Annotated in this window: 19 protein-coding genes; 15 read left to right on the top strand and 4 right to left on the bottom strand. The window is 67.6% G+C overall.

Annotated elements, in window-relative coordinates:
- Positions 1-10: 10 nt before the first annotated feature.
- The 3 genes from A5634_RS00980 to A5634_RS00970 all read left to right on the top strand — a co-directional run bounded on the left by A5634_RS00980 (position 11) and on the right by A5634_RS00970 (position 2,417).
- Positions 11-634, top strand: coding sequence for a DNA-3-methyladenine glycosylase (locus tag A5634_RS00980; RefSeq protein WP_065142200.1), 624 nt, complete (start codon positions 11-13; stop codon positions 632-634).
- A 48-nt stretch (positions 635-682) separates the two neighbouring features.
- Positions 683-1,954 carry a tyrosine--tRNA ligase gene (gene tyrS / locus A5634_RS00975; RefSeq protein WP_065142199.1) on the top strand — a complete coding sequence of 424 codons (1,272 nt, stop codon included), beginning with the start codon at positions 683-685 and terminating at the stop codon, positions 1,952-1,954.
- A gap of 112 nt (positions 1,955-2,066) precedes the next feature.
- Entirely contained in the window at positions 2,067-2,417 is a 351-nt protein-coding gene (locus A5634_RS00970) for a DUF732 domain-containing protein (protein ID WP_065142198.1), read from the top strand.
- A gap of 3 nt (positions 2,418-2,420) precedes the next feature.
- On the opposite strand, the gene A5634_RS29790 is transcribed toward A5634_RS00970, so the two are convergent.
- The 3 genes from A5634_RS29790 to A5634_RS29785 form a co-directional block, all read right to left on the bottom strand.
- The gene (locus tag A5634_RS29790) at positions 2,421-4,886 is read right to left on the bottom strand and encodes a PE family protein (RefSeq protein ID WP_065142197.1); all 2,466 of its coding nucleotides are present in this window, start codon (positions 4,884-4,886) and stop codon (positions 2,421-2,423) included.
- A 151-nt stretch (positions 4,887-5,037) separates the two neighbouring features.
- The gene (locus A5634_RS27885) at positions 5,038-7,524 is read right to left on the bottom strand and encodes a PE family protein (RefSeq protein WP_065142196.1); all 2,487 of its coding nucleotides are present in this window, start codon (positions 7,522-7,524) and stop codon (positions 5,038-5,040) included.
- A gap of 64 nt (positions 7,525-7,588) precedes the next feature.
- Positions 7,589-9,889, bottom strand: a complete 2,301-nt coding sequence (locus tag A5634_RS29785; RefSeq protein ID WP_065142195.1) for a PE family protein — start codon at positions 9,887-9,889, stop codon at positions 7,589-7,591.
- A gap of 133 nt (positions 9,890-10,022) precedes the next feature.
- Here A5634_RS29785 and A5634_RS00950 point away from each other — a divergent pair, with 133 nt between their 5' ends.
- The 11 genes from A5634_RS00950 to xerD all read left to right on the top strand — a co-directional run bounded on the left by A5634_RS00950 (position 10,023) and on the right by xerD (position 21,267).
- Positions 10,023-10,796 (top strand): tetratricopeptide repeat protein, encoded by a 774-nt coding sequence (locus tag A5634_RS00950; RefSeq protein ID WP_253861443.1) that lies wholly within the window; start codon positions 10,023-10,025, stop codon positions 10,794-10,796.
- A complete protein-coding gene (locus tag A5634_RS00945) occupies positions 10,747-11,793 on the top strand; it encodes an HAD-IIA family hydrolase (protein ID WP_065142194.1) in 1,047 nt (348 codons plus the stop codon). Before A5634_RS00950 ends, A5634_RS00945 begins: the two co-directional genes overlap by 50 nt.
- A 7-nt stretch (positions 11,794-11,800) precedes the next feature.
- Positions 11,801-11,977 (top strand): hypothetical protein, encoded by a 177-nt coding sequence (locus A5634_RS27870; protein ID WP_155769277.1) that lies wholly within the window; start codon positions 11,801-11,803, stop codon positions 11,975-11,977.
- Positions 11,978-11,985: 8 nt separating this feature from the next.
- The gene (locus A5634_RS00940; RefSeq protein WP_065142193.1) at positions 11,986-12,795 is read left to right on the top strand and encodes a TlyA family RNA methyltransferase; all 810 of its coding nucleotides are present in this window, start codon (positions 11,986-11,988) and stop codon (positions 12,793-12,795) included.
- Complete coding sequence (locus A5634_RS00935) at positions 12,792-13,715, top strand: NAD kinase (RefSeq protein ID WP_065142192.1); 924 nt, start codon at positions 12,792-12,794, stop codon at positions 13,713-13,715. The genes A5634_RS00940 and A5634_RS00935 overlap by 4 nt, the downstream gene beginning before the upstream one ends.
- Complete coding sequence (gene recN / locus A5634_RS00930) at positions 13,715-15,457, top strand: DNA repair protein RecN (RefSeq protein WP_065142191.1); 1,743 nt, start codon at positions 13,715-13,717, stop codon at positions 15,455-15,457. The genes A5634_RS00935 and recN overlap by 1 nt, the downstream gene beginning before the upstream one ends.
- A 239-nt stretch (positions 15,458-15,696) precedes the next feature.
- On the top strand, positions 15,697-16,878 hold the full coding sequence (gene steA / locus A5634_RS00925) for a putative cytokinetic ring protein SteA (RefSeq protein ID WP_065142190.1): 1,182 nt from the start codon (positions 15,697-15,699) through the stop codon (positions 16,876-16,878).
- Positions 16,879-16,894: 16 nt separating this feature from the next.
- Positions 16,895-17,839, top strand: coding sequence for a copper transporter (locus tag A5634_RS00920; protein WP_065142189.1), 945 nt, complete (start codon positions 16,895-16,897; stop codon positions 17,837-17,839).
- 113 nt (positions 17,840-17,952) lie between these two features.
- Positions 17,953-19,710: a CTP synthase gene (locus tag A5634_RS00915; protein ID WP_065142248.1), complete on the top strand. Its 1,758-nt coding sequence runs from the start codon at positions 17,953-17,955 to the stop codon at positions 19,708-19,710.
- Positions 19,703-20,326 carry an NUDIX domain-containing protein gene (locus A5634_RS00910; protein WP_065142188.1) on the top strand — a complete coding sequence of 208 codons (624 nt, stop codon included), beginning with the start codon at positions 19,703-19,705 and terminating at the stop codon, positions 20,324-20,326. The genes A5634_RS00915 and A5634_RS00910 overlap by 8 nt, the downstream gene beginning before the upstream one ends.
- A gap of 8 nt (positions 20,327-20,334) precedes the next feature.
- Positions 20,335-21,267, top strand: a complete 933-nt coding sequence (gene xerD, locus A5634_RS00905; RefSeq protein WP_155769281.1) for a site-specific tyrosine recombinase XerD — start codon at positions 20,335-20,337, stop codon at positions 21,265-21,267.
- A gap of 70 nt (positions 21,268-21,337) precedes the next feature.
- Here the strand turns inward: xerD and A5634_RS00900 are convergent, their stop codons facing one another.
- Entirely contained in the window at positions 21,338-22,090 is a 753-nt protein-coding gene (locus tag A5634_RS00900; RefSeq protein ID WP_065142187.1) for an O-methyltransferase, read from the bottom strand.
- Between the two features lie 64 nt (positions 22,091-22,154).
- On the opposite strand from A5634_RS00900, the gene A5634_RS00895 reads away from it, so the two are divergent.
- A complete protein-coding gene (locus tag A5634_RS00895) occupies positions 22,155-23,873 on the top strand; it encodes a sodium bicarbonate transporter family protein (RefSeq protein WP_253861442.1) in 1,719 nt (572 codons plus the stop codon).
- Positions 23,874-24,089 lie beyond the last annotated feature (216 nt).

Raw genomic sequence — 24,089 nt, 5'->3', positions numbered from 1 at the left:
AATCGATCCGATGAGCGCTTCCGAACAGGCCGCAGAACTGCTGGTCGACCCGGTCGCGGCCGCCCGTCGACTGCTCGGTGCCACCATCAGAGCAAGGGGCGTCACAGCGACGGTCGTCGAAGTCGAGGCTTACGGGGGAGTGCCCGACGGGCCCTGGCCGGATGCCGCGGCCCATTCCTACCGGGGGCGCCGAGCCCGCAACGCGGTGATGTTCGGACCGCCCGGACGGCTGTACACCTACCGCAGCCACGGGATTCACGTCTGCGCGAACGTCGCCTGCGGACCCGACGGCACCGCGGCCGCGGTACTGCTACGGGCATGCGCCATCGAGGACGGTGTGGACGCGGCGCGTTCGCGGCGCGGCGCGGCGGTCCGAGCTACCGCTCTGGCCCGAGGCCCGGGCAATCTGTGCTCGGCGTTGGGAATCAGCATGGACGACAACGGGATTGACGTGTTCGACCCGGAAAGTCCGGTGACGCTGCAACTACACGCTCCGCTGACAGCGACCGCGGGGCCACGGGTCGGCGTGAGCCAGGCCGCCGACCGGCCGTGGCGGCTGTGGCTCGCCGGACGACCGGAAGTGTCGGCGTACCGGCGGAGCCCGCGCGCGCCGGCGCCCGGCACCAGCGACTAGACGTATCCGGCGCGCACCGCCGAAGTGCCGTCCTGAAAGGATTCACACATGGGCACCGGGATTCTCGACGAGCTGAGTTGGCGTGGCCTGATCGCTCAGTCCACCGACCTCGACGCGCTGGCGGCCGAGGCGCAGCGCGGGCCGTTGACCGTCTACGCCGGGTTCGACCCCACCGCTGCGAGTCTGCACGCCGGGCACCTGGTGCCGCTGCTGGCGCTGCGCCGGTTCCAGCGTGCCGGGCACCGGCCCATCGTGCTGGCTGGCGGGGCAACCGGCATGATCGGCGATCCCCGCGAGGTTGGCGAGCGCAGCCTGCACGACGCGGGCATCGTCGCCGAATGGGCCGAGCGGATCAGAGGCCAGCTGGAACGCTTCGTGGATTTCGACGACTCGCCGACGGGCGCGATCGTCGAAAACAATCTGGCGTGGACCGGAGCGCTGTCGGCCATCGAATTCCTGCGCGACATCGGAAAGCACTTCTCGGTCAACGTGATGCTGGATCGCGACACCGTCCGTCGCCGTCTGGAGGGGGAGGGCATCTCCTACACGGAGTTCAGCTACATGCTTTTGCAGGCAAACGATTACGTCGAACTGCACCGCCGGCACGGCTGTTCGCTACAGATCGGCGGGTCGGATCAGTGGGGCAACATCATCGCCGGGGTGCGCCTGGTGCGGCAGAAACTCGGTGCCGCGGTGCACGCTCTGACGGTGCCGCTGGTCACGTCGGCGGACGGGACAAAGTTCGGCAAGTCCACCGGTGGTGGCAGTCTGTGGCTGGATCCGCAGATGACCAGTCCGTACGCCTGGTATCAGTACTTCGTCAACACCGCGGACGCCGACGTGATGCGCTACCTGCGTTGGTTCACCTTCCTGTCAGCCGAGGAACTCGCCGAGCTCGAGCAGGCCACCGCGGAGCGCCCGCAACAGCGTGCCGCGCAACGCCGGCTGGCCACCGAACTCACCGTGTTGGTACACGGGGAGGCGGCCACCGCAGCCGTGGAGCACGCGAGCCGTGCCCTGTTCGGCCGTGGCGAGCTGGACAGCTTGGACGATGCGACACTGTCCGCGGCGTTGCGTGAGACCGGCGCCGCCAAACTGAAACCAGGGGAGCCAGCCGGGATTGTCGACCTACTGGTAGCCAGTGGGCTGTCCGAAAGTCGGAAAGCCGCACGGCGGACCATCGGCGAAGGCGGTGTGTCGGTCAACAACGTTCGTGTCGACAGCGACGAATGGTCGCCGCAGCCAACTGATTTCCTGCACGGGCATTGGTTGGTGCTGCGCCGCGGCAAGCGCAACGTCGCCGGCATAGAGAAGATCTAGCGCGGCGCGCTAATACCTGTCACCCGCGCAAGACTGTTCCAAAACGCGTTAGTGCGCAAACCTTTATCTCACCGTGTTGCGAATGTGACACTTCTTCAGCACTGTTGTCACGATGACCGCAGCCGCGATCGCCCTCAGGGTTCTGACTTTGGCCGCAGGCGTTTTCGGTGTTGCGGCCTCGGTGGCGGCACCGATCCACGCCGACATGATGGGCAACGCATTCCTGAATGCGTTGAACAACGCGGGTGTTCCCTATAGCGAGCCGGCTACGGCGATCGCGATGGGCCGCACCATATGTCCCAAGGCGCTGCAACCGGGCGGTTCGTTTGAGTCCATCGTCACGGAAATAGCTGAGCTGAACGGGTTTTCGCGTGAGCGAGCGGCCGCCTTCACCATTGTCGCGATCGGGACTTACTGCCCGGCTTTGATCGCGCCGATGCTGCCGCACCGGCTTCAGGCATAGCCGCTAGCCGGCTTTTCCGCTGGTTCCCTGGGTGCCCTGGCTGCCCGCGTGGGCATTGGGATCGAGGTTTCCGTTGACCGTTCCCGCGGCGCCCCCGGCTCCTGCTGCGCCTGCTTTGCCTGCCGCACCGGCTGTACCAGCGGCACCCGCGGAACCGAAAGCACCATTGCCGCCCAACATGCCGCCGTGCCCGCCCGCGCCGCCACTCACGCCACCTTGGCCGGCCTTGCCGCCGTCGCTGCCATTGCCGCCGTCGCCACCGGCGCCGCCGTCGCCGCCGTAGATGAACGGCGTCGCAGCGGGATCGCCGACGGCGTTGCCGCCGTGACCGCCGTTGCCGCCGTTGCCGCCGCTCCCACCTGCGCCGCCGGCACCGCCCGTGCCGGCGGATCCTCCATCGCCGCCGAATCCGAAGAATGTCGCGCCGTTGCCGCCGTTGCCGCCGCCGCCCCCATTGCCGCCATTTCCGCCGATTCCAGCAGCGTCCCCGCCGTCGCCGCCAGCGCCTCCGGAGACAACGGTTCCGCGCTTTGGCCAACCTTGGGAGTACCAGTCGCTGGAAGCGGTTCCTCCGTTGCCGCCGCTACCGCCATTGCCCCCGGAGATGGCGGCCCCGCCGGCCCCACCGGTTCCACCATTTCCGCCTCGGCCGCCGTTGCCGAACAGCTGTCCGGCGTTGCCGCCGTTGCCACCCAGTCCGCCGTTGCCGCCGTTGCCACCGGATCCAGTGCCATCGGCGCCGTTGCCGCCCACGCCGCCGAGGCCTCCGGCCGCGTTGCCGATATCGCCAGTGTCAGTCGCCGCGCCGCCGTTGCCGCCGTTGCCGCCGTTGCCGCCATTGCCGAGAGCGTCACCGCCTCGGCCGCCGTTGCCGCCCTGCACAACCTGGTTCTGGGCGATATTGGGTGCGCCGCTAGCCGTGCCACCATCTCCGCCGTTACCCCCGTTGGCCCCATTGCCGCCGTTACCGCCGGCCTGGCCGCTTCCGTTGTTGGTGGTGACATTGGCCCCCGAACCGCCGGCGCCGCCGTTCATCGTGGCGTTGCCAGTACCACCTGGTGCGCCGCTGCCTGCTGTGCCTGAGGTGGCCGTTGAGAGGTTGTCGAGCTTGGGTACGTCGGCGCCGGTGTAGCCGGTGCCGCCTTGGCCGCCGTTGCCGCCGTTGCCGATGAGGTAGGAGTTGCCGCCGTTGCCGCCTTGGCCGGGGGTGATTTCGGGGAAGCTGATGAAGTCGTTGATGGCGGGGGCGCCGGTGCCGCCTTGGCCGCCGTTGCCGCCGTTGCCGAAGAGTTGGCCGGCGTTGCCGCCGTTGCCGCCGGTGGCGCCGGTGCCGCCGTAGCCGCCGTTGCCGCCGTTGCCGATGGTGCCGGCGTTGCCGCCGGTGCCGCCGTGGCCGCCGTGGCCGGCAAAGAGTGCGGCTGTTCCGCCGTTGCCGCCGTTGCCGCCGTCGCCGTAGAGCTGGCCGCCGTTGCCGCCGTTGCCGCCGGCGCCTGCGGTGTTGTTTTGGCTCAGGCTAGATGAGGCGGTGCCGCCGTTGCCGCCGTTGCCGCCGGCCCCGAGCAGGCCTGCGGATCCGCCGTTGCCGCCGGTGCCGCTGTTGCCGGCGGTGAATCCGCCGCCGCCGTCGCCGCCGGCCCCGCCGGTGCCGCCGTTGCCGTACCAGCTTCCCCCGGTGCCGCCGGCCCCGCCGTTGCCGCCGACCCCGCCGGTGATGCCGCTGCCGCCGGCTCCGCCGTGTCCGCCGTTGCCGCCGGTGCCGAAGTATCCGGCGTTGCCGCCGGCACCGGCGTTGCCGCCGGCTCCGGCATGGCCGTTGAGTTGGGTGGTCGGTCCGCCGGTGCCGCCGTCGCCGCCGAGCCCGCCGTTGCCCCAGAATCCGCCGCTGCCCCCGGCACCGCCCATGCCGCCGGCCCCGCCGCGCCCGCCGATGACGTCGCTGCGGGTTCCGTTGCCCCCGGCCCCGCCGTTGCCGCCGTTGCCGCCTAGCCAGCCGCCGGCTCCACCGTTGCCGCCGGATTGACCGGCCGCGCCGGCGGCGCCGTTGCCGCCGTTGCCCCACAGCCAGCCGGCATCCCCGCCGTTGCCGCCGGGGGTGGTGGCGTTGGCGCCATCAGCGATCAGCGCGCGTCCAGTCAGGGAGATCACCGGGGCGTTGATGGCATCTAGAACTGGCTGCAGCGGGCTGGCCGCGGCAGCCTCGGCCGCAGCATAAACAGCGCCCGCACCATTCAAGGTCGCGACGAACTGCTCTTGCAGTCCCGCAATCCGCGCGCTGATCGCCTGATACTCGCGAGCATGGCTCCCGAACAACTCCGCAATCGCAGCCGAGACTTCATCCCCAGCAGCAACAGCCAGACCCGACGTCGGCAACACAGCTGCCGCGTTAGCAGCCGTGATCAACGACCCGATGTCGGCCAGGTCATGTGCCGCCGCCGAGACCAGTTCCGAAGTCACAGTTAAGAACGACATCGGCGCACTCCTATCCCGCACCCGATCGGTTGGGCCAACCGGATGATCTATGTTTCGACGGCAAGCCGATCTGGCCGCCAAATGCTCTGAAAAACCTGTGCCGCAACAACTTTTTCGTCGAAGACTCGTCGCGACTTGGTCCGGTCAGGCGTCATCCGGCCTCACCAAAATCACCGGCGATGCCATAACTGCCTTCGGCCCCACGCGTACCGCCGACGCCGGAGCCGGCGGCTCCTTGGCTGCCTGGGCCACCGCCTTCACCGCCGCTGCCGCCCGAGCCGCCCTGGCCGGCAGACCCGCGGTTGCCGGCGCTTCCAAACATCCCGCCCTGGCCGCCCGCTCCGCCGCTGAGTCCGCCGTGGCCACCGTCACCCCCGTCGCCGCCCTGGCCGCCGGTACCCGCCGCGCCACCGGTACTGCCGATTGCGGCCCCACCGCCTTGCCCGCCGGAACCGCCGGCGCCCCCGAAGCCGCCTAATCCACCGATGCCGCCCGCGCCCGCATTGCCGCCATTGCCGCCGCTCCCGAAGAACTGCGCGCCATTTCCGCCATTGCCGCCGGCGCCGCCGTTCCCGGCGTTGCCGCCATGACCGCCGATCCCGCCCGCGCCGCCGTTACCTCCCGAGATAGAGCTGCCGTTTTCGGGATATCCCTGCGAGTAAAAGCCGCCTTGGGCCGTACCGCCGCCCCCGCCGTCTCCGCCAACACCGCCCACCGCCCCGAGGCCGCCCGCACCACCGGTTCCGCCGGCACCGCCGCCGCCGCCGTTGCCGAACAGCTGTCCGGCGTTGCCGCCGTTGCCGCCGGTCCCGCCGGTGCCGCCGTTACCGCCCGCGGCTCCTACGCCGCCCATACCGCCCTTGCCGCCGGCACCTGCGTAAGCCAACCCTCCGTTGTTGGAGGTGGCTGAGCCGCCGTTGCCTCCATCGCCGCCCTGCCCGCCGGCGGCGAGGGCATCGCCACCGTTGCCGCCCTTACCGGCGTGTGCGATCGCGCCGAAAGTTGACCCATTGGGGTCGGTGTTTGCGTTCCCGCCAGCGCCGCCGACGCCGCCGTTTGCTCCATTGCCGCCGTTGCCGCCGTTGCCGCCGGTTGGCCCGTTCTGCCCGGAATACACGCTTCCGCCCGCGCCGCCGTTGCCGCCATTTACTGTCGCGGAGCCCAATTGGCCGCCAGAGCCGTTACCACCTGTGTAGGGAGATTGATAGGTGGGATTGCTCGGGGTGCCGTAGGACGGTCCGGCATTTCCGTTGGTGGCCGATGTGATGACCGTGGGGTTGATGCCGTCGGCGCCGGTGTAGCCGGTGCCGCCTTGGCCGCCGTTGCCGCCGTTGCCGATGAGGTAGGAGTTGCCGCCGTTGCCGCCTTGGCCGGGGGTGATTTCGGGGAAGCTGATGAAGTCGTTGATGGCGGGGGCGCCGGTGCCGCCTTGGCCGCCGTTGCCGCCGTTGCCGAAGAGTTGGCCGGCGTTGCCGCCGTTGCCGCCGGTGGCGCCGGTGCCGCCGTAGCCGCCGTTGCCGCCGTTGCCGATGGTGCCGGCGTTGCCGCCGGTGCCGCCGTGGCCGCCGTGGCCGGCAAAGAGTGCGGCTGTTCCGCCGTTGCCGCCGTTGCCGCCGTCGCCGTAGAGCTGGCCGCCGTTGCCGCCGTTGCCGCCGGCGCCTGCGGTGTTGTTTTGGCTCAGGCTAGATGAGGCGGTGCCGCCGTTGCCGCCGTTGCCGCCGGCCCCGAGCAGGCCTGCGGATCCGCCGTTGCCGCCGGTGCCGCTGTTGCCGGCGGTGAATCCGCCGCCGCCGTCGCCGCCGGCCCCGCCGGTGCCGCCGTTGCCGTACCAGCTTCCCCCGGTGCCGCCGGCCCCGCCGTTGCCGCCGACCCCGCCGGTGATGCCGCTGCCGCCGGCTCCGCCGTGTCCGCCGTTGCCGCCGGTGCCGAAGTATCCGGCGTTGCCGCCGGCACCGGCGTTGCCGCCGGCTCCGGCATGGCCGTTGAGTTGGGTGGTCGGTCCGCCGGTGCCGCCGTCGCCGCCGAGCCCGCCGTTGCCCCAGAATCCGCCGCTGCCCCCGGCACCGCCCATGCCGCCGGCCCCGCCGCGCCCGCCGATGACGTCGCTGCGGGTTCCGTTGCCCCCGGCCCCGCCGTTGCCGCCGTTGCCGCCTAGCCAGCCGCCGGCTCCACCGTTGCCGCCGGATTGACCGGCCGCGCCGGCGGCGCCGTTGCCGCCGTTGCCCCACAGCCAGCCGGCATCCCCGCCGTTGCCGCCGGGGGTGGTGGCGTTGGCGCCATCAGCGATCAGCGCGCGTCCAGTCAGGGAGATCACCGGGGCGTTGATGGCATCTAGAACTGGCTGCAGCGGGCTGGCCGCGGCAGCCTCGGCCGCAGCATAAACGCCCCCCGCGGTCTGCAGCGAGGCCACGAACTCCCGCTGCAGCCGGGCTACCTGCGCACCAATGTCCTGATAGTGCTGGGCATGAGCACCGAACAACTCCGCGATCGCAGCCGACACCTCATCCCCAGCAGCCGCTGCCAACGCCGTCGTCGGCACCGCGGCAGCAAAATTCGCGACATCAATCGACGAACCAATACCAGCCAGATCGGCGGCGGCACTTGACACGAGTTCAGCGCTAACCGTTAGGAACGACATCGGCACACTCCTAGTCCGTGATGGAAGGCTCTAAAGACGTTCGGCTGCAACGCATGCGATGTCGCTATCCGGACTGGCCAGACGCGCCGCGGCCAAGAGTGGTGCCGTTGGCGCCATTGGCGCCGTCGTGTCCGGTGCCGCTGAACGGGCCTGTGCCGCCGGGGATGAAGTAACCGCCGTCACCGCCGACGCCGCCCGTGCCGACGGCTCCGCCGTCGCCGCCCGCTCCACCGCCGCCGGCGACCCCCACGGATCCGACTTGACCCGCAAGCCCGATCAGGCCGCCGGGTGCACCGGCACCACCCTGAACCCCTGCGGCGCCCCCATTGCCACCCGTTCCGCCTTTGCCGCCGGTTCCACCTGTTCCGCCCGCGCCACCGATGCCGCCCTGGTCGTGCATGCTTCCGTCGCCGGGATACCCGACCACGCCGGCATCGCCGAGACCGCCAGCGCCGCCATGTCCGCCCGCGCCGCCGGTGCCTCCGGTACCCCCGATTCCGCCGTTTCCGGCGTTTCCGCCTGCTCCGCCGTTGCCGATGAACTTGGCACCGGCGCCCCCGTTTCCACCGGCACCGCCCGTACCGCCATTGCCGCCGACACTGCCGGTTCCGCCGTCGCCGCCGTCGCCACCGACACCGCCGTTGGCGACGGGATCATGCTGTTGGCCGATCCCCGCGCCGCCCGCGCCGCCGAAGCCACCGGCACCGCCTGTTGCGCCGGTCCCGCCCGTCCCGCCGGTCCCGCCTTGGCCGCCGGCTCCGCCGTTTCCGAATATCTGACCAGCGTGACCACCGTTACCGCCGAGACCTCCGATGCCGCCGTCACCGGCCTTGGCGGTGCTGGCGGCACCGTTACCGCCTGCACCCCCGTCACCTCCTATGGTGTGGGTAGTCGGAGCCTTGGCCGTGCCGCCGGTGCCCCCGGTACCGCCGGCGCCGCCGGATGCACTGCCATCGCCGCCGTCGCCCCCACGACCACCGGTGATGAAATCTGCGTAGGTGTCAGCAGTGGCGCCGCCGTCGCCGCCCGCGCCCCCATTGCCACCGTTTGCGCCGCCGACCCCGGCTTTGCCGCCGTCGCCTCCCCGTCCGCCGGTGGCGTTGCTGGTGTGCTGAGAGAACACGGACCCGCCTGACCCACCGGTTCCGCCGTCCTGGCCCGCTGCGCCGGTAGATCCGGCTGTGCCATCTCCGCCCGTGATTGGTGCAAAGGAGTTGTTCGCCGGGTTGGTCGGCGTCCCGTTCGATGCCCCGGCCTTGGCGACCGCGGTGTTGATGGCGTGGCTGGGGTTGACGGCGTCGGATCCATGCCAGCCGGTACCGCCTTGGCCGCCGTTGCCGCCGTTGCCGAAGAGGTAGGAATCGCCGCCGGTGCCGCCTTGCCCGGGATCAATGTTGGAAAATCCTGGCACAGTGGCGAATCGGCCGATTCCGCCTTGGCCGCCGTCGCCACCGTTACCGCCCATTTGGCCGCCGTTGCCGCCGTGGCCGCCGACCATGCCGGTGCCGCCGAGCCCACCCGTTCCGCCGTTGCCGAAGGCACCGGCCGCTCCTCCGTCGCCGCCCGCGCCGCCGTAGCTGGTGCTCGAACCGGCGCCGCCGGCACCTCCATTTCCGCCGGCCCCGAATAGCGCTCCACCCAAGCCGCCCGTGCCGCCGATGCCACCGTTGCCGGTATAGCTGCCGGCATCGCCGCCGAGTCCGCCGGTGCCGCCCCATCCGAAGAGCCCAGCCGCCCCGCCGGTGCCGCCGAACCCGCCGGCACTGGTACTGGTGGCCTGACCGCCCGCGCCTCCGGTGCCGCCAGCACCGAAGAGCAATCCGCCAACTCCGCCGGCGCCTCCGGTCGCGCCGGCGCCACCCGTGCCGCCGGTACCGCCGATGCCAATCAGGCCGGCCGATCCACCGTTGCCGCCGACCTTTCCGGCACCGCCTGCCGCGCCGCTGCCTCCGTTGCCGAACAGCCATCCCGCGTTACCGCCGTTACCGCCTGCAGTGGTTGCATCGGTCCCGTTGCCGATCAGGCCGCGCCCAGTCAGCGCGACCGAGGGCGCGTTGATTATGGACAACAGCTGGTCCAAAGCGTTGGTGGTCTCAGCAGTCGCGTATGCCGCCGCGCCACCGGACAGGGCTCTAGTGAATTGGTAGTCGAAGTCGGCGACCTGCGCGCTGATGGCCTGATACGCGTGTGCGTGGTTGCTGAACAGCGCTGCGATGGCTGTCGATACCTCATCAGTACCCGCCGCTAGCAGCGTGGTGGTCGGCACCGCCGCGGCCAGATTGGCGGAGTCAATCCTGGAGCCGATGTCGATCAGTTCACCGGCGGCTGTGGCCACCATTTCCGGCAGCACACTGACAAAGGGCATGGCTCAGGCTGTTACGCAGGCGTTGCCCAATATATGAATTGTGATGGAATGCGCTGGTAGTGGCGCTGCACGGGGTGCCGGTCGCCGACCGGCAAATTGTGGGCGCACCGGCGCTACCCGTAACCTCTAGCGAGTGGTTGAAGACAGGCGGCGCCCGCGACCAGCGTCCAACGGCGCGCCGCGGAGATCCGGGCCGGGACGGGCGCGACCTGCCCAACCCCAGGCCGTACCGGCCAATGACAACGTCGCGGGGCCGGTGATTCCCGCCGACATCGACGCCAAACAACTCGCGCCCGATGTCCGGCGCGACCTGAGCACTTTGGACCGGGCAACTGCCGACGCCGTGGCCCGTCATCTGGTCGCCGCCGGCGGCCTACTCGACGAAGATCCGCAAGCCGCGCTGAATCACGCACGCGCGGCCCGGGCTCGGGCCAGTCGGATCGCCGCGGTTCGCGAGGCTGTCGGAATCGCCGCCTATCGCTGCGGCGATTGGGCTCAGGCGCTGGCCGAATTCCGTGCCGCGCGCCGGATGGGCAGTAAATCCGCGTTGTTGGCGCTGATCGCCGATTGCGAGCGTGGCCTCGGTCGTCCGCAGCGGGCCATCGACCTGGCCCGCGGCCCGGAGGCGGCCGAGCTCAGTGGCGACGACGCCGACGAGTTGCGCATCGTGGCCGCCGGCGCGCGCGCCGACCTCGGGCAACTCGAGCAGGCGCTGACGGTGTTGGCCACCCCTCAACTGGATCCCACCCGCACGGGTTCAACGGCCGCGCGGCTGTTCTACGCCTACGCCGACACACTTTTGACGCTCGGACGCACCGACGAAGCCCTGCAATGGTTTTTGCGGTCTGCGGCCGCCGATGTGGACGGTGTCACCGACGCCGAGGACCGGGTCGGCGAACTTGGCTGACACGAAAAGCGTTGCGCAACAATACGACTGTCTATTGCTCGACTTGGATGGCACGGTCTTTCGTGGTCACAGTCCGACCGAGGGGGCGGTCGAGTCGTTAGACGGAATCGACTACCGCAAACTGTTTGTCACCAACAACGCCTCGCGTAGCGCCGACGACGTCGCCGCACATCTGCGGGAGCTCGGTTTTACCGCCGGCAGCGACGATGTCGTCACGAGCGCGCAAAGCGCCGCCCACCTGCTCGCCGCGCAACTGCAGCCCGGTTCGAAAGTGCTGATCGTCGGCACCGACGCACTGGCCGACGAGATCACCGCCGCCGGTTTGAAACCGGTCCATTGCTTCGACGACGGGCCGGATGCCGTCGTCCAAGGGCTGTCCAAGACCGTCGGTTGGCCCGAACTCGCCGAGGCCACGCTGGCCATCCGGGCCGGTGCGCTGTGGGTAGCGGCCAACGTCGACTTCACGCTGCCCACCGAGCGAGGGTTGTTGCCCGGCAACGGATCTCTGGTCGCCGCATTGCGTGCCGCCACCGGATCCGAACCCCAGGTGGCGGGTAAACCGGGACCACAGTTGATGAAGGATGCGGTGGAACGCGGCGACTTTCGAGCACCGCTGGTGGTCGGTGACCGCCTGGACACCGACATCGAAGGCGCCAACGCCGCGGAGTTGCCCAGCCTGATGGTGCTCACTGGCGTGAATTCCGCTCGCGACGCGGTATACGCCGAACCCGCCCAGCGGCCCACTTACCTTGGTCAGGACCTTCGGTCGCTGCATCAGGATGGTGAGGTGTTGAAGGTGGGACCGCAGCCGGGCTGGCGCGTCGACGTCGGGGACGAGACGGCAACGGTCACCGTGAACGGTGACGAACAGGGCGACGATCTTTCGATCGTGCGTGCGGTGGCGAGCGCCGTCTGGGATGCGTCGGGCTCGGTGAACATCGAAGCCGGTGACGATCAGGCCCGGGACGCGCTGGAGCGCTGGTCCCTACTAGCGTAGGAGCGCAATGACTATCGATCCTGATCAGATACGCGCGGAAATCGAATCGCTGCTGGCCCAGTTGCCTGACACGACAGACGCCACCGTCGGCCCGTCGCTGGACGAGTTGGAGGACATTGCCCGGCGCCTTTCGGAGGCGCACGACGTGCTGTTGCAGGCGCTGGAGTCGGCGGAGAAGGGCTGAGTGCGCGCATGCCGCGGCGTGCCCGCGTTGACGCCGAGCTGGTGCGGCGAGGCCTGGCGCGTTCGCGGCAGCAGGCCGCCGAGCTGATCGGCGCCGGCAAGGTGCGGATCGACGGGTTGCCCGCGGCAAAGCCAGCCACCGCGGTCGCCATCACCGCGGCGATCACTGTCGCCGATGACGGCGAACGCAGCTGGGTCTCTCGCGGGGCGCACAAACTCATCGGAGCGTTGGACGCCTTCCAGATCACGGTCGAGGGCCGCCGCTGCCTCGATGCCGGTGCCTCGACCGGCGGGTTTACCGAGGTACTACTGGATCGTGGCGCCACCGAAGTCGTCGCCGCCGATGTCGGCTACGGTCAGCTCGCGTGGTCGCTGCGCAGCGACGCGCGCGTGACGGTTGTGGAGCGGACCAACGTGCGCGACCTGTCGCCGGAGGCCGTCGGCGGTCCCGTCAATCTGGTGGTGGCCGACCTGTCATTCATCTCGTTGGCGACGGTGTTGCCCGCGCTGGTTGCCTGCGCTTGTCCCGACGCCGATATCGTTCCCATGGTGAAGCCGCAGTTTGAGGTGGGCAAGGGCGCCGTCGGGCCCGGGGGTGTGGTGCAGGATCCTGTGCTGCGCATGAATTCGGTGCTCGCCGTTTCCCGGCGTGCCGGGACGCTGGGCTGGCACACCATCGGCGTCACGGCCAGCCCGCTGCCGGGTCCCTCGGGCAACGTCGAATACTTCCTCTGGCTGCGCGCCCAGACCGACCGCGCGTTGCTCGGCGACGAACTTGTCAACGCGGTGCAACACGCTGTTCAGGAGGGTCCGCAGTGACTACAGAACGTACCGTCCTGCTGGTGGTCCACGGCGCGCGAGACCGGGCCGCCGAAACCGCAAGGCGGGTGGAAAAAGTGCTGGGCGACAAGGGGATTGCGCTCTGTGCCCTCTCGGCGGAATCGGTTGACAAGGGCTCGATGCGGCTGGGCCCTCATGACGTGCGGGCCGTGGGTGTGGACATTGAGGTTGTCGACGCTGATCCGATGGCCGCCGACGGCTGCGAACTGGTGTTGGTGCTGGGCGGCGACGGTACCTTCCTGCGCGCCGCCGAATTGGCGCGCAACGCCAGCATTCCGGTACTGGGAGTCAACCTTGGCCGGATCGGATTCCTGGCCGAAGCCGAGGCCGAGGCCATCGATGTGGTACTGGAACACGTTGTCGCCCAGGACTACCGCGTCGAGGATCGGTTGACTCTCGATGTCGTGGTGCGTCAAGGCGGGGAGATCATCGACCAGGGGTGGGCGCTCAACGAAGCAAGTCTGGAGAAAGGCCCGAGGCTCGGTGTTCTGGGAGTGGTCGTAGAGATCGACGGCCGGCCGGTGTCGACGTTCGGCTGCGACGGGGTGCTGGTGTCCACTCCCACCGGCTCCACCGCATACGCCTTCTCCGCGGGCGGACCGGTTTTGTGGCCCGACCTGGAGGCAATCCTGGTGGTACCCAACAACGCTCACGCCTTGTTCGGACGGCCGATGGTCACCAGTCCCGACGCCGTCATCGCGATCGAGATCGAGGCCGGAGGGCACGACGCCCTGGTGTTCTGCGACGGGCGTCGCGACATGCTGGTGCCGGCCGGCAGTCGACTCGAGGTGACTCGTTCTGCCACGCCGGTCAAATGGGCCAGGTTGGACAGTGCGCCGTTCACCGACCGCCTGGTGACCAAGTTCCGCCTGCCGGTAGCGGGTTGGCGCGGACGTTAATGCTGACTGAGATCCGAATCGAATCGCTGGGGGCAATCAGCGTTGCGACCGCGGAGTTCGATCGCGGGCTGACGGTGCTGACCGGCGAGACCGGCACCGGCAAGACCATGGTCGTCACCGGGCTGCACCTATTGGGTGGCGCCCGCGCCGATGCGACACGTGTCCGGTCCGGGTCCGAGCGCGCCGTCGTCGAAGGTCGTTTCAGCACAACCGATGTCGACGACGCGGTCACCGCCGAACTCGACGAGATGCTGAGCGCCTGCGGTGCCGAGCGGGACGAGGACGGCAGCGTGATCGCCTTGCGCAGCGTCAACCGCGACGGGCCGTCGCGGGCCTATTTGGGCGGCCGCAGTGTGCCGGCAAAGTCGTTGAGCGGCTTCACCACTCAGTTGTTGGCGCTGCACGGGCAAAACGACCAGCTGCGGTTGATGCGGCCTGATGAGCAGCGCGGCGCGCTGGACCGTTTCGCCGCCACCGGCCCAGCGTTGGAGCGCTACCGAAAGCTGCGTGACGCATGGCTTTCGGCCCGGCGTGACCTGATCGACCGCCGCAACAGGACCCGTGAGCTTGCTCAAGAAGCTGACCGGCTGAAGTTCGCGCTCAACGAGATCGAGGCCGTCGACCCGCAACCCGCAGAAGACGACGAGTTGGTCGCCGACATCGTTCGGCTCTCCGAGCTGGACACGCTGCGGGAGGCCGCCGCGACTGCCCGCGAGATGTTGTCCAGTTCTTCCGACGACGGGCTCGGCGCCGCTGAAGCGATGGGGCAGGCCCGCGGTGCGTTGGAATCGGCAACCGACGCGAGGCTTCGGGCGCTGGCTGACCAGATCGCCGGTGCGCTCACGGTCGTCGTCGACGCGGTCGGAGAACTAGGCGACTATCTCGACGGACTGCCCACCGACGCCAGCGCGCTGGACACCAAACTTGCCCGCCAGGCCCAACTGCGGACCCTGACGCGCAAGTACGCCGCGGACATCGACGGCGTACTCCAATGGGCCCAGGAATCCCGCGACCGGCTTGCTCAACTCGACGTCTCCGAAGAGGGGCTTGCCGCACTCGAGCGTCGGGTCGATGACCTTGGTCGCGAATTAGGCCAGGCGGCAATCGATCTCAGCAAGATCAGACGCAAAGCAGCCAAGAAGCTGGCCAAAGAGGTCACCGCGGAGCTGTCCGGTCTGGCGATGTCGGACGCCGATTTCACCATAGGCGTCAGCACCGATTCGGCCGACCCCCACGACCCGGCGGCGCTGATCCTGCCCAGCGGTGAGCCGGCTCGGGCGGGTGCGGACGGCATCGACTCCGTTGACTTCGGTTTCGCCGCCCACCGCGGTATGTCGGTGCTGCCGCTGGCCAAGAGTGCGTCGGGCGGGGAGTTGTCCCGGGTGATGCTGGCGCTGGAGGTCGTGTTGGCGGCGTCTGCCGCCGGCACCACGATGGTGTTCGACGAGGTCGACGCGGGGGTGGGCGGTTGGGCGGCGGTGCAGATCGGCCGCCGGCTGGCCCGCCTGGCCCGCACCCACCAGGTCATCGTCGTCACGCATCTGCCCCAAGTCGCGGCATACGCCGACGTGCATCTGGTTGTGCATAGCCAGGGACCCAAGGGAGCCAGCGGCGTGCGCCGGCTGGACAGCGAGGACCGCGTGGCCGAACTGGCCCGGATGCTGGCCGGGTTGGGGGAGTCCGACAGCGGCCGCGCCCATGCCCGCGAACTTCTCGACGCCGCCCAGCAAGACCTCGCCTAGCTCTGCTTCTGGCCTTGTGCGCTCTGCGCGAGCGTGCACTGCTGCACGGGAACACGCCGCGACGGCCGTACATCTGTGCACCTTCGCGCACCCAGCCGGGGCTCCAGGGTGCAGCCCTAAAACCCCCGAAACCGACCGGCGATACAAATGTGACAATTGTGACGCTTTTAAACTTCTGGGGCAGATGTTACGGCGCGCCTCCCCGCCGCGAGCGTTCTTCGCCGACAGAATCGGCTCCCATGAAGATGTCAGCGCTTCTATCTCGCAACACCGTCCGTCCCGGTCTGATCGGCACCGCTCGAGTGGACCGCAATATCGACCGGCTGCTGCGCCGGGTGTGTCCAGGCGACATCGTGGTCCTCGACATCTTGGACTTGGACCGCATCACCGCCGACGCGCTGGTGGAAGCTGACATCGCCGCCGTCGTCAACGCCTCCCCGTCCGTCTCGGGGCGCTACCCCAACCTCGGCCCCGAGGTACTGGTCAACAACGGCGTGACGCTGATCGACGAAACCGGGCCGGAGATCTTCAAGAAGGTCAAGGACGGCTCCAAGATCCGCCTCTACGAAGGCGGCGTGTACTCCGGCGATCGCCGGCTGATCCGCGGCACCGAACGCACCGACCACGACATCGCCGACCTGATGCGCGAGGCCAAGAGCGGGCTGGCCGCTCATCTGGAAGCCTTCGCCGGCAACACAATTGAGTTCATTCGCAGTGAAAGCCCATTGCTGATCGACGGCATCGGCATCCCCGACATCGACGTCGACATGCGCCGCCGCCACGTCGTCATCGTCTCCGAAGAGCTCAGCGCAGCCGAGGACCTGAAGTCCCTCAAGCCGTTCATCAAGGAGTACCAACCGGTGCTTGTCGGTGTCGGGCAGGGCGCCGATGTACTGCGCAAGGCTGGCTACCGCCCGCAGCTCATCGTCGGCGACCCCGACCAGATCAGTGCCGAAGTTCTCAAGTGCGGTGCCCAGGTCGTACTGCCCGCCGACGCCGACGGCCACGCTGCCGGTCTGGAACGGATACAGGACCTCGGCGTCGGGGCGATGACGTTCCCCGCCGCGGGATCCGCTACCGATCTCGCACTGCTGCTAGCCGACCATCATGGCGCCGCCCTGCTGGTCACCGCCGGCCACACCGCCAATATCGAGACGTTCTTCGACCGGACGCGGTCGCAGAGCAATCCGTCGACCTTCCTGACCAGGTTGCGGGTCGGGGAGAAACTCGTGGATGCGAAGGCCGTCGCCACGCTGTACCGCAACCACATCTCCGGTGGTGCCATCGCGCTGTTGGCGCTGACCATGTTGATCGCCATCATCGTCGTGCTCTGGGTATCGCGCACCGACGGCGTGGTGCTGCATTGGGTCGTCGACTACTGGAACCAATTCACCCTTTGGATCCAGAACTTGGTGTCGTAAATAAGGACGTGCCCTCATGATCTCGTTACGCCAACATGCGATCTCGCTGGCCGCCGTCTTCCTGGCGCTGGCCATCGGAGTGGTGCTGGGTTCCGGCTTCTTCTCCGACACCGTGCTGTCGAGTTTGCGTAACGAGAAGCGTGACCTGGCCAGCCAGGTGAGCACGCTCAATGACCAACGCAATCAGCTGAACGAGAAGCTAAGCGCGGCACATACTTTCGACGCCCAGGTGCTCGGGCGCATCGTGCACGACGCGTTGGCCGGCAAGACGGTGGTCCTGTTCCGAACGCCTGACGCCAAAGACGACGACGTCGCGGCGGTGTCCAAGATCGTGGGGCAGGCCGGCGGCTCGGTCACCGGAACCGTGTCGCTGACGCATGAATTCGTGGAGGCCAACTCGGGGGAGAAGTTGCGCTCGGTGGTTAACTCCTCAGTCCTGCCCGCGGGTTCGCAATTGAGCACCAAGTTGGTCGACCAGGGTTCGCAGGCCGGCGACTTGCTCGGACTGACCCTGCTGATCAACAGCAACCCCCAACAGGCGCCGGTGGACGACGCCGCACGCGACACCGTGCTGGCGGCCCTGCGGGAGACCGGCTTCATCACCTATCAGCCCAACACCCATCTCGCGCCGGCGAACACCGCCATCGTGGTGACCGGCGGCGGACTGCCCGCCGACGCCGGGAATCAGGGAGTCACTGTCGCACGGTTTGCCGCTGCCCTGGCGCCGCACGGTTCGGGAACGGTTTTGGCCGGTCGGGACGGGTCGGCGGGCGGTAGCGCCGCCGTTGCCGTGGCCCGCGCCGATGCAGCCATGGCCGCCGCGATCAGCACCGTTGACGACGTCGACGCCGAGCCGGGCCGGATCACGGCGACCCTGGCCCTGCACGACCTGGTTGGCGGCGGCCATCCCGGTCATTACGGCACCGGACATGGCGCGACATCAGTGACCGTTCCTCAGTAGGGCGTGTTCGGCGCGGCGGGGCGCCGTGGATGTTAGGGTGGGTTTCCGTGGGTCGGCAGGCCCAGCTGCGAAAAGAATCACATGCCCTGCCCGTCTTCACGGAGGTCGCCCAGTTGCGTAAGCATCCGCACACCGCCACCAAGCACCTCTTCGTCAGCGGTGGTGTCGCCTCTTCGCTCGGCAAGGGCTTAACTGCCAGCAGCCTCGGACAGTTGCTGACCGCCCGCGGATTGCATGTCACGATGCAAAAGCTCGACCCTTACCTCAATGTCGATCCCGGCACCATGAACCCGTTCCAGCACGGTGAGGTCTTTGTCACTGAGGACGGCGCCGAGACCGACCTCGACGTCGGCCACTACGAACGCTTTCTCGACCGCGATCTGTCCGGATCGGCGAATGTGACTACCGGACAGGTGTATTCGACGGTGATCGCCAAGGAGCGCCGCGGCGAATACCTCGGCGACACCGTTCAGGTGATTCCGCACATCACCGACGAGATCAAGCGCCGCATTCTGGCGATGGCCGAGCCGGACGCCGACGGCCACCGCCCCGACGTCGTCATCACCGAGATCGGCGGCACTGTCGGCGACATCGAGTCGCAACCGTTCTTGGAGGCCGCCCGCCAGGTGCGTCATTACCTTGGCCGCGAGGACGTCTTCTTCTTGCATGTGTCGCTGGTGCCGTACCTGGCGCCGTCGGGAGAGCTCAAGACCAAGCCGACCCAGCACTCGGTCGCCGCGTTGCGCAGCATCGGTATCAGCCCGGACGCGCTGATCCTGCGCTGTGACCGCGACGTCCCCGAAGCGCTGAAGAACAAGATCGCGCTCATGTGTGACGTCGACATCGACGGCGTCATCTCCACACCGGACGCGCCCTCCATCTACGACATCCCCAAGGTGCTGCATCGCGAGGAACTCGACGCGTTCGTGGTGCGCCGGCTCAATCTGCCGTTCCGCGACGTCGATTGGACGCAATGGAACGACCTGCTGCGCCGGGTGCACGAGCCGCACGACACCGTGCGCATAGCCTTGGTGGGCAAGTATGTCGAGCTTTCCGATGCCTACCTGTCGGTCAGCGAGGCGCTGCGCGCCGGCGGCTTCAAGCATCGCGCCAAGGTCGAAATCCATTGGGTCGCTTCCGATGACTGCGAGACGCCCAGCGGCGCGGCGGCCGCCCTGGCCGACGTGCATGGGGTGCTGATTCCCGGTGGCTTCGGGATCCGCGGCATCGAAGGCAAGATCGGCGCCATTCGGCACGCGCGGGTGCGTGGGTTACCGGTGCTGGGCTTGTGCCTCGGCTTGCAGTGCATTGTGATCGAAGCCGCTCGTTCGGTGGGTCTCACCGAGGCGAACTCAGCGGAGTTCGAGCCCGACACACCGGATCCGGTCATCTCCACCATGGCCGATCAGGAGCACATCGTGGCCGGCGAGGCCGATCTGGGCGGCACCATGCGGCTAGGTGCATACCCGGCCGTACTGGAGTCGGATTCCATTGTGGCCCAGGCATATCAAGCGACCCAGGTGTCCGAACGGCACCGCCACCGCTACGAGGTAAACAACGCCTACCGGGACAAGATCGCCGAGAGCGGTCTGCGCTTCTCCGGCACATCGCCCGACGGGCACCTCGTCGAATTCGTCGAGTACCCGGCCGACCAGCACCCGTTCGTCGTCGGCACCCAGGCTCACCCCGAGTTGAAGAGCCGCCCCACCCGGCCGCATCCGCTGTTCGTCGCGTTCGTCAGGGCGGCCATCGACTACAAGGCCGGTGAACTGTTGCCTGTCGAGATGCCCGAGTTTCCAGACGAGCACGCGCCCAATGGCAATGGTTCAGTGATCGGGCAGTCGCTACCTGAACCCGTCATCCGTGGCTGAACACGATTTCGAGACGGTCTCGTCTGAAACCCTCTACCAGGGCGCAATTTTCGCGCTGCGCCGGGACGGGGTGCGGATGCCGGGCGGCAACGTCGCAAGGCGCGAAGTCCTCGAGCACTACGGCGCGGTCGCAGTAGTGGCGATGAACGACGACAACGAAGTCGCTTTGGTCTACCAGTATCGGCACACCTATGGCCGCCGGATATGGGAACTGCCTGCCGGACTGCTCGACGCCCCGGGCGAAGCACCACACTTGACAGCGGTGCGTGAACTCGAGGAAGAGGTCGGACTGCAGGCAAGCACCTGGGAGGTGCTGCTGGACGTCAATACCGCGCCGGGCTACAGCGACGAATCGGTGCGGGTTTACCTGGCCACCGGACTTACCGACATTGGTCGCCCCGAGGCGCACGATGAAGAAGCCGATATGACGATGCGATGGTTTCCGCTGGACGAGGCGGTCGCCGGGGCGTTGAGCGGAGACATCGTCAATTCCATTGCTATCGCCGGGATTCTGGCGGCACACGCGGTTACCGCCGGGATCGCGTCGCCGCGTTCGTTCGACACTGCGTGGGTCGACAGACCGACGGCATTCGCCAAGCGCAAGGCCGGGTCGTGACTGCGGCCCTGACACTCGATGCGCAGTTGCAGGGTTATCTCGACCACCTGGCGATCGAGCGGGGCGTTGCGGCAAACACTTTGAGTTCCTACCGCCGCGACCTGCGCCGTTACTCGAAACACTTGGCGGAGCGTGGGATTCACGATTTGGCCAAGGTAGGCGAAGCTGATGTCAGCGAGTTCTTGGTGGCGCTGCGACGTGGTGACCCCGAGTCCGGCGCAGCGGCGCTGTCCGCGGTGTCGGCGGCGCGGGCTTTGATCGCGGTACGCGGGCTGCACCGATTCGCCGCGGCCGAAGGGCTGACCGAGCTGGACGTGGCACGGGCGGTGCGTCCGCCGACGCCGAGCCGTCGATTGCCCAAGAGTTTGACCATCGACCAGGTGTTGGCACTGCTGGAAGCCGCAGGCGGCGAGGATGCGTCCGACGGCCCCCTGACGCTGCGGAATCGGGCGCTGCTCGAGTTGTTGTACTCGACGGGTTCGCGGATCTCCGAAGCTGTCGGTCTCGACGTCGATGACATCGACACCCATGCTCGCTCGGTGTTGTTGCGCGGCAAGGGCGGCAAGCAACGCCTGGTCCCGATCGGGCGGCCCGCCGTGCAGGCCCTGGATGCCTATCTGGTGCGCGGCCGACCGGATTTGGCCCGACGCGGTCGCGGCACACCGGCCATCTTCCTCAACGCGCGCGGGGGCCGATTGTCGCGCCAAAGCGCCTGGCAGGTTCTGCAGGATGCCGCCGAGCGGGCCGGCATCACCTCCGGTGTGTCACCACACCTGCTGCGGCATTCTTTTGCCACGCACCTGCTCGAGGGTGGGGCCGACGTGCGCGTGGTGCAGGAACTGTTGGGCCACGCCTCGGTGACAACGACGCAGATCTACACCCTGGTGACCGTGCATGCGTTGCGCGAAGTGTGGGCCGGAGCCCACCCGCGCGCCACCTAACTACCGCGAGCAGACGCAGAATCGCACTATTTCGTGCCGAAACGTGCGACTCTGCGTCTGCTCGCGCAACCTAACCCAGGTATTCGGATTCCAGCACCAGGTCCGAGACCAGCGACTGGTATTCCAGATGGGTTTTGTGCTCGACCGTCCGCCACGACTTGCCCTCGTGTTCGCGCATATACGCGCGATACTTCGGCGCGCCTGGCACCCGGACGTTGTCGGCGACAACGATCGACCCGCGGTGTAGCCAGCCACGGTCCAGGATGCTGTTCAGGTCGGCCAGGTATGCGTCTTTGTCGTGATCGAGGAACAGGAAATCCAGTGCACCAGAACTGAATTCGTGGTCAGTGGCCAATGCATCCAGGGTGCGGCCACCGTCAGAGATGGTGCCGACCAGACAGGTGACGCGGTCAGCCACGCCGGCGTGAGCCCAGATTCGGCGAGCATTGGCGGCGTTCGCGTCGGCAAGCTCCACGGAGTACACCTCGGCGTTCGGCGCGGCGCGAGCAATGCGTAGTGCGCCGTAGCCGACGTAGGTGCCCAGTTCCAACGCCACCGCCGGATCGGCCCGCCGCACCGCGGCGTCCAGGATGGCTCCTTTCTCGTCTCCGACGTTGATCAACATCGACTTCTGATAGGCGAACTTGTCGATGGTGGCCAGCACGTCGTCGACGTCCCCGGCCCGCGCGTTCTTCAGGACGTAGTCGACGACCGCCGCTTCGCGCCCGTCACCGATCTGTCCGGTTCTGGTGATGTTGCGGGCCCCGGTGGCCATTCGCCACACCGACCACCGCAGCAGGGGTATGCGCCGTCTGAGGTCCATGGGTCTTTACGATAGGCCGTGCGATTCGCCCACTCGGGAGGTCCGCGTGGCCTATGAGTATCCGATGAGCACCGCTGAGCACCCCGTTTGGGGTTGCTTTCTGCCAGCTCGGCACTGCATGTTGGCAATAGGTGCGCCGGAAAGTCTGGTCGGCAACTCGGCTCGGAACGGGTCGAGTGTTTTCGACTGGAAGGGTGAATCCGTGTCAGGCAATCGGAACGGCGCGTCGGGCGCCCCACAAGCGCACGAAATGGACCTCCTGACCTATACCCGCCGATTGGGCGGAGGATTTTGGGCGGATGTACAGCGAAAGCTGCCTTTCTATGGCAGCGACTTCAAGGACGGGCTTCATTCGAAAGTCGTAGCGTCGGTGAGTTTTCTCTTTTTCGCCTGCCTTGCAAATGCTATTGCCTTCGGCGGCCTCACCAGCGTCATGACCCACGGTGAGATCGGCATCGTGGAAATGATTGTGGCAACCGCGATCGGCGGAATCCTGTTCGCGCTATTGTCCGCACAACCTCTGACCATTTTGGGCGGCACCGGCCCCATCGTGATTTTCACCGGCCTGCTGTACACGATGTGCCAGCGTTTCGACCTTCCCTTTTTGCCAATCTACGCATGGGTAGGAGTCTGGTCGGGCGTTCTCATTCTGGTCCTCGTGGTGACCGATGCCAGCGCGCTCATGAAGTTCTTCACCCGCTTCGTCGACGAGATCTTCGCCGTCCTCATCGCCATCATCTTTATCGTCGAAGCAGCGCGTTCCGTGGTGTCGCCATTCACCGCCTCACCGCGCAACGATGCGACCGCCCTGATGACTTTGGTGCTCGCCTTGGGAACATTCCTGTTGGCCCGCACCTTCAAGTCTTTCCTGCAAACCAGGTATGTCCAGCGCAGGTTCCGCGAATTCGTCGCGGACTTCGGGCCCACCATCGCCATAGCGTTGATGACAACGTTCGCCTTGGCGTTGCCGGAGGTGAAGGTGGCGGACGTGACCATTCCCGACCACCTCGGGACCACCACCGGCAGGTCCTGGCTCATCGACATGTTCTCGGTGCCCGTCTGGCTGATTTTCGCCTGCCTGGGACCGGCTATCTTGGTCACCGTTCTGCTGTTCCTCGACCAGAACATCACGACTCGTCTGGTCAACAGCCCTTCTCATGCCCTCCGAAAAGGGGGCGGCTATCACTTGGACTTGGCTGTCGTCGGCGTCATCACCGCGGTGTGTTCGGTGTTTGGTTTGCCCTGGATTGTCGCGGCCACCGTCCATTCCCTCAACCACGTCAAGAGTTTGGCGGACACCAAGCGACAGGACGATGATTCCGGCGCCGAGCGCATCGTGGCGGTCCGAGAAAACCGAGTCTCCCCGCTCGCCATCCATATTCTGATTGCGGCCTCGCTTTTCATGTTGCCGCTGATCAAGCAAATTCCGACCGAGGTACTTTTCGGCCTGTTCCTGTTCATGGGTTTCGCCACCCTCAACGGGACGGATTTCTATGAGCGGTTGAAACTGTGGTTGACGGACCGCAACCTGTATCCCAATACCCACTATGTCCGTCATGTTCCTTGGAAGGTCATCCACCTCTTCACCCTGGTCCAGGTTCTCTGTCTGGTGGTGTTGTGGATCCTCAAGAGCAGCCCGGCGGGGATTTTGTTCCCCTTGTTCATCGCGATGCTGGTGCCGTTGCGCCTTCTGCTCAACAAGTGGTTCCAGCCAGAGCACCTGGCACTGCTCGACGCCGATGAGCAAGCCGGTGACGACAGCATGGGCGACTTCCGGCTCTGAGCAAGAGCTGCGGGTCGCACTCCAGGCCGGCCTGCGGCTCGCGCGCATGGATCGCCGCTTGGTTGCGCATTCACGGGCAGCAATGCGGTCAGCGCAAGCCAACCCACCCAAGTTCAAGCGATGATCCCAACAAGGCCGCCATCCTCATCGGACGCAGATTTCCGCGCAGGTTGATTTGCCCGCGGGTCTCTCGGCCCAGGCGCGCCCAGCCGTTAG

The organism is Mycobacterium asiaticum (assembly GCF_001673365.1).
Classification (GTDB): Bacteria; Actinomycetota; Actinomycetes; order Mycobacteriales; family Mycobacteriaceae; genus Mycobacterium; species Mycobacterium asiaticum_A.
The sequence above is the reverse complement of the archived record's forward strand: the minus strand, read 5'-3'. Positions and strand labels throughout refer to the sequence as shown.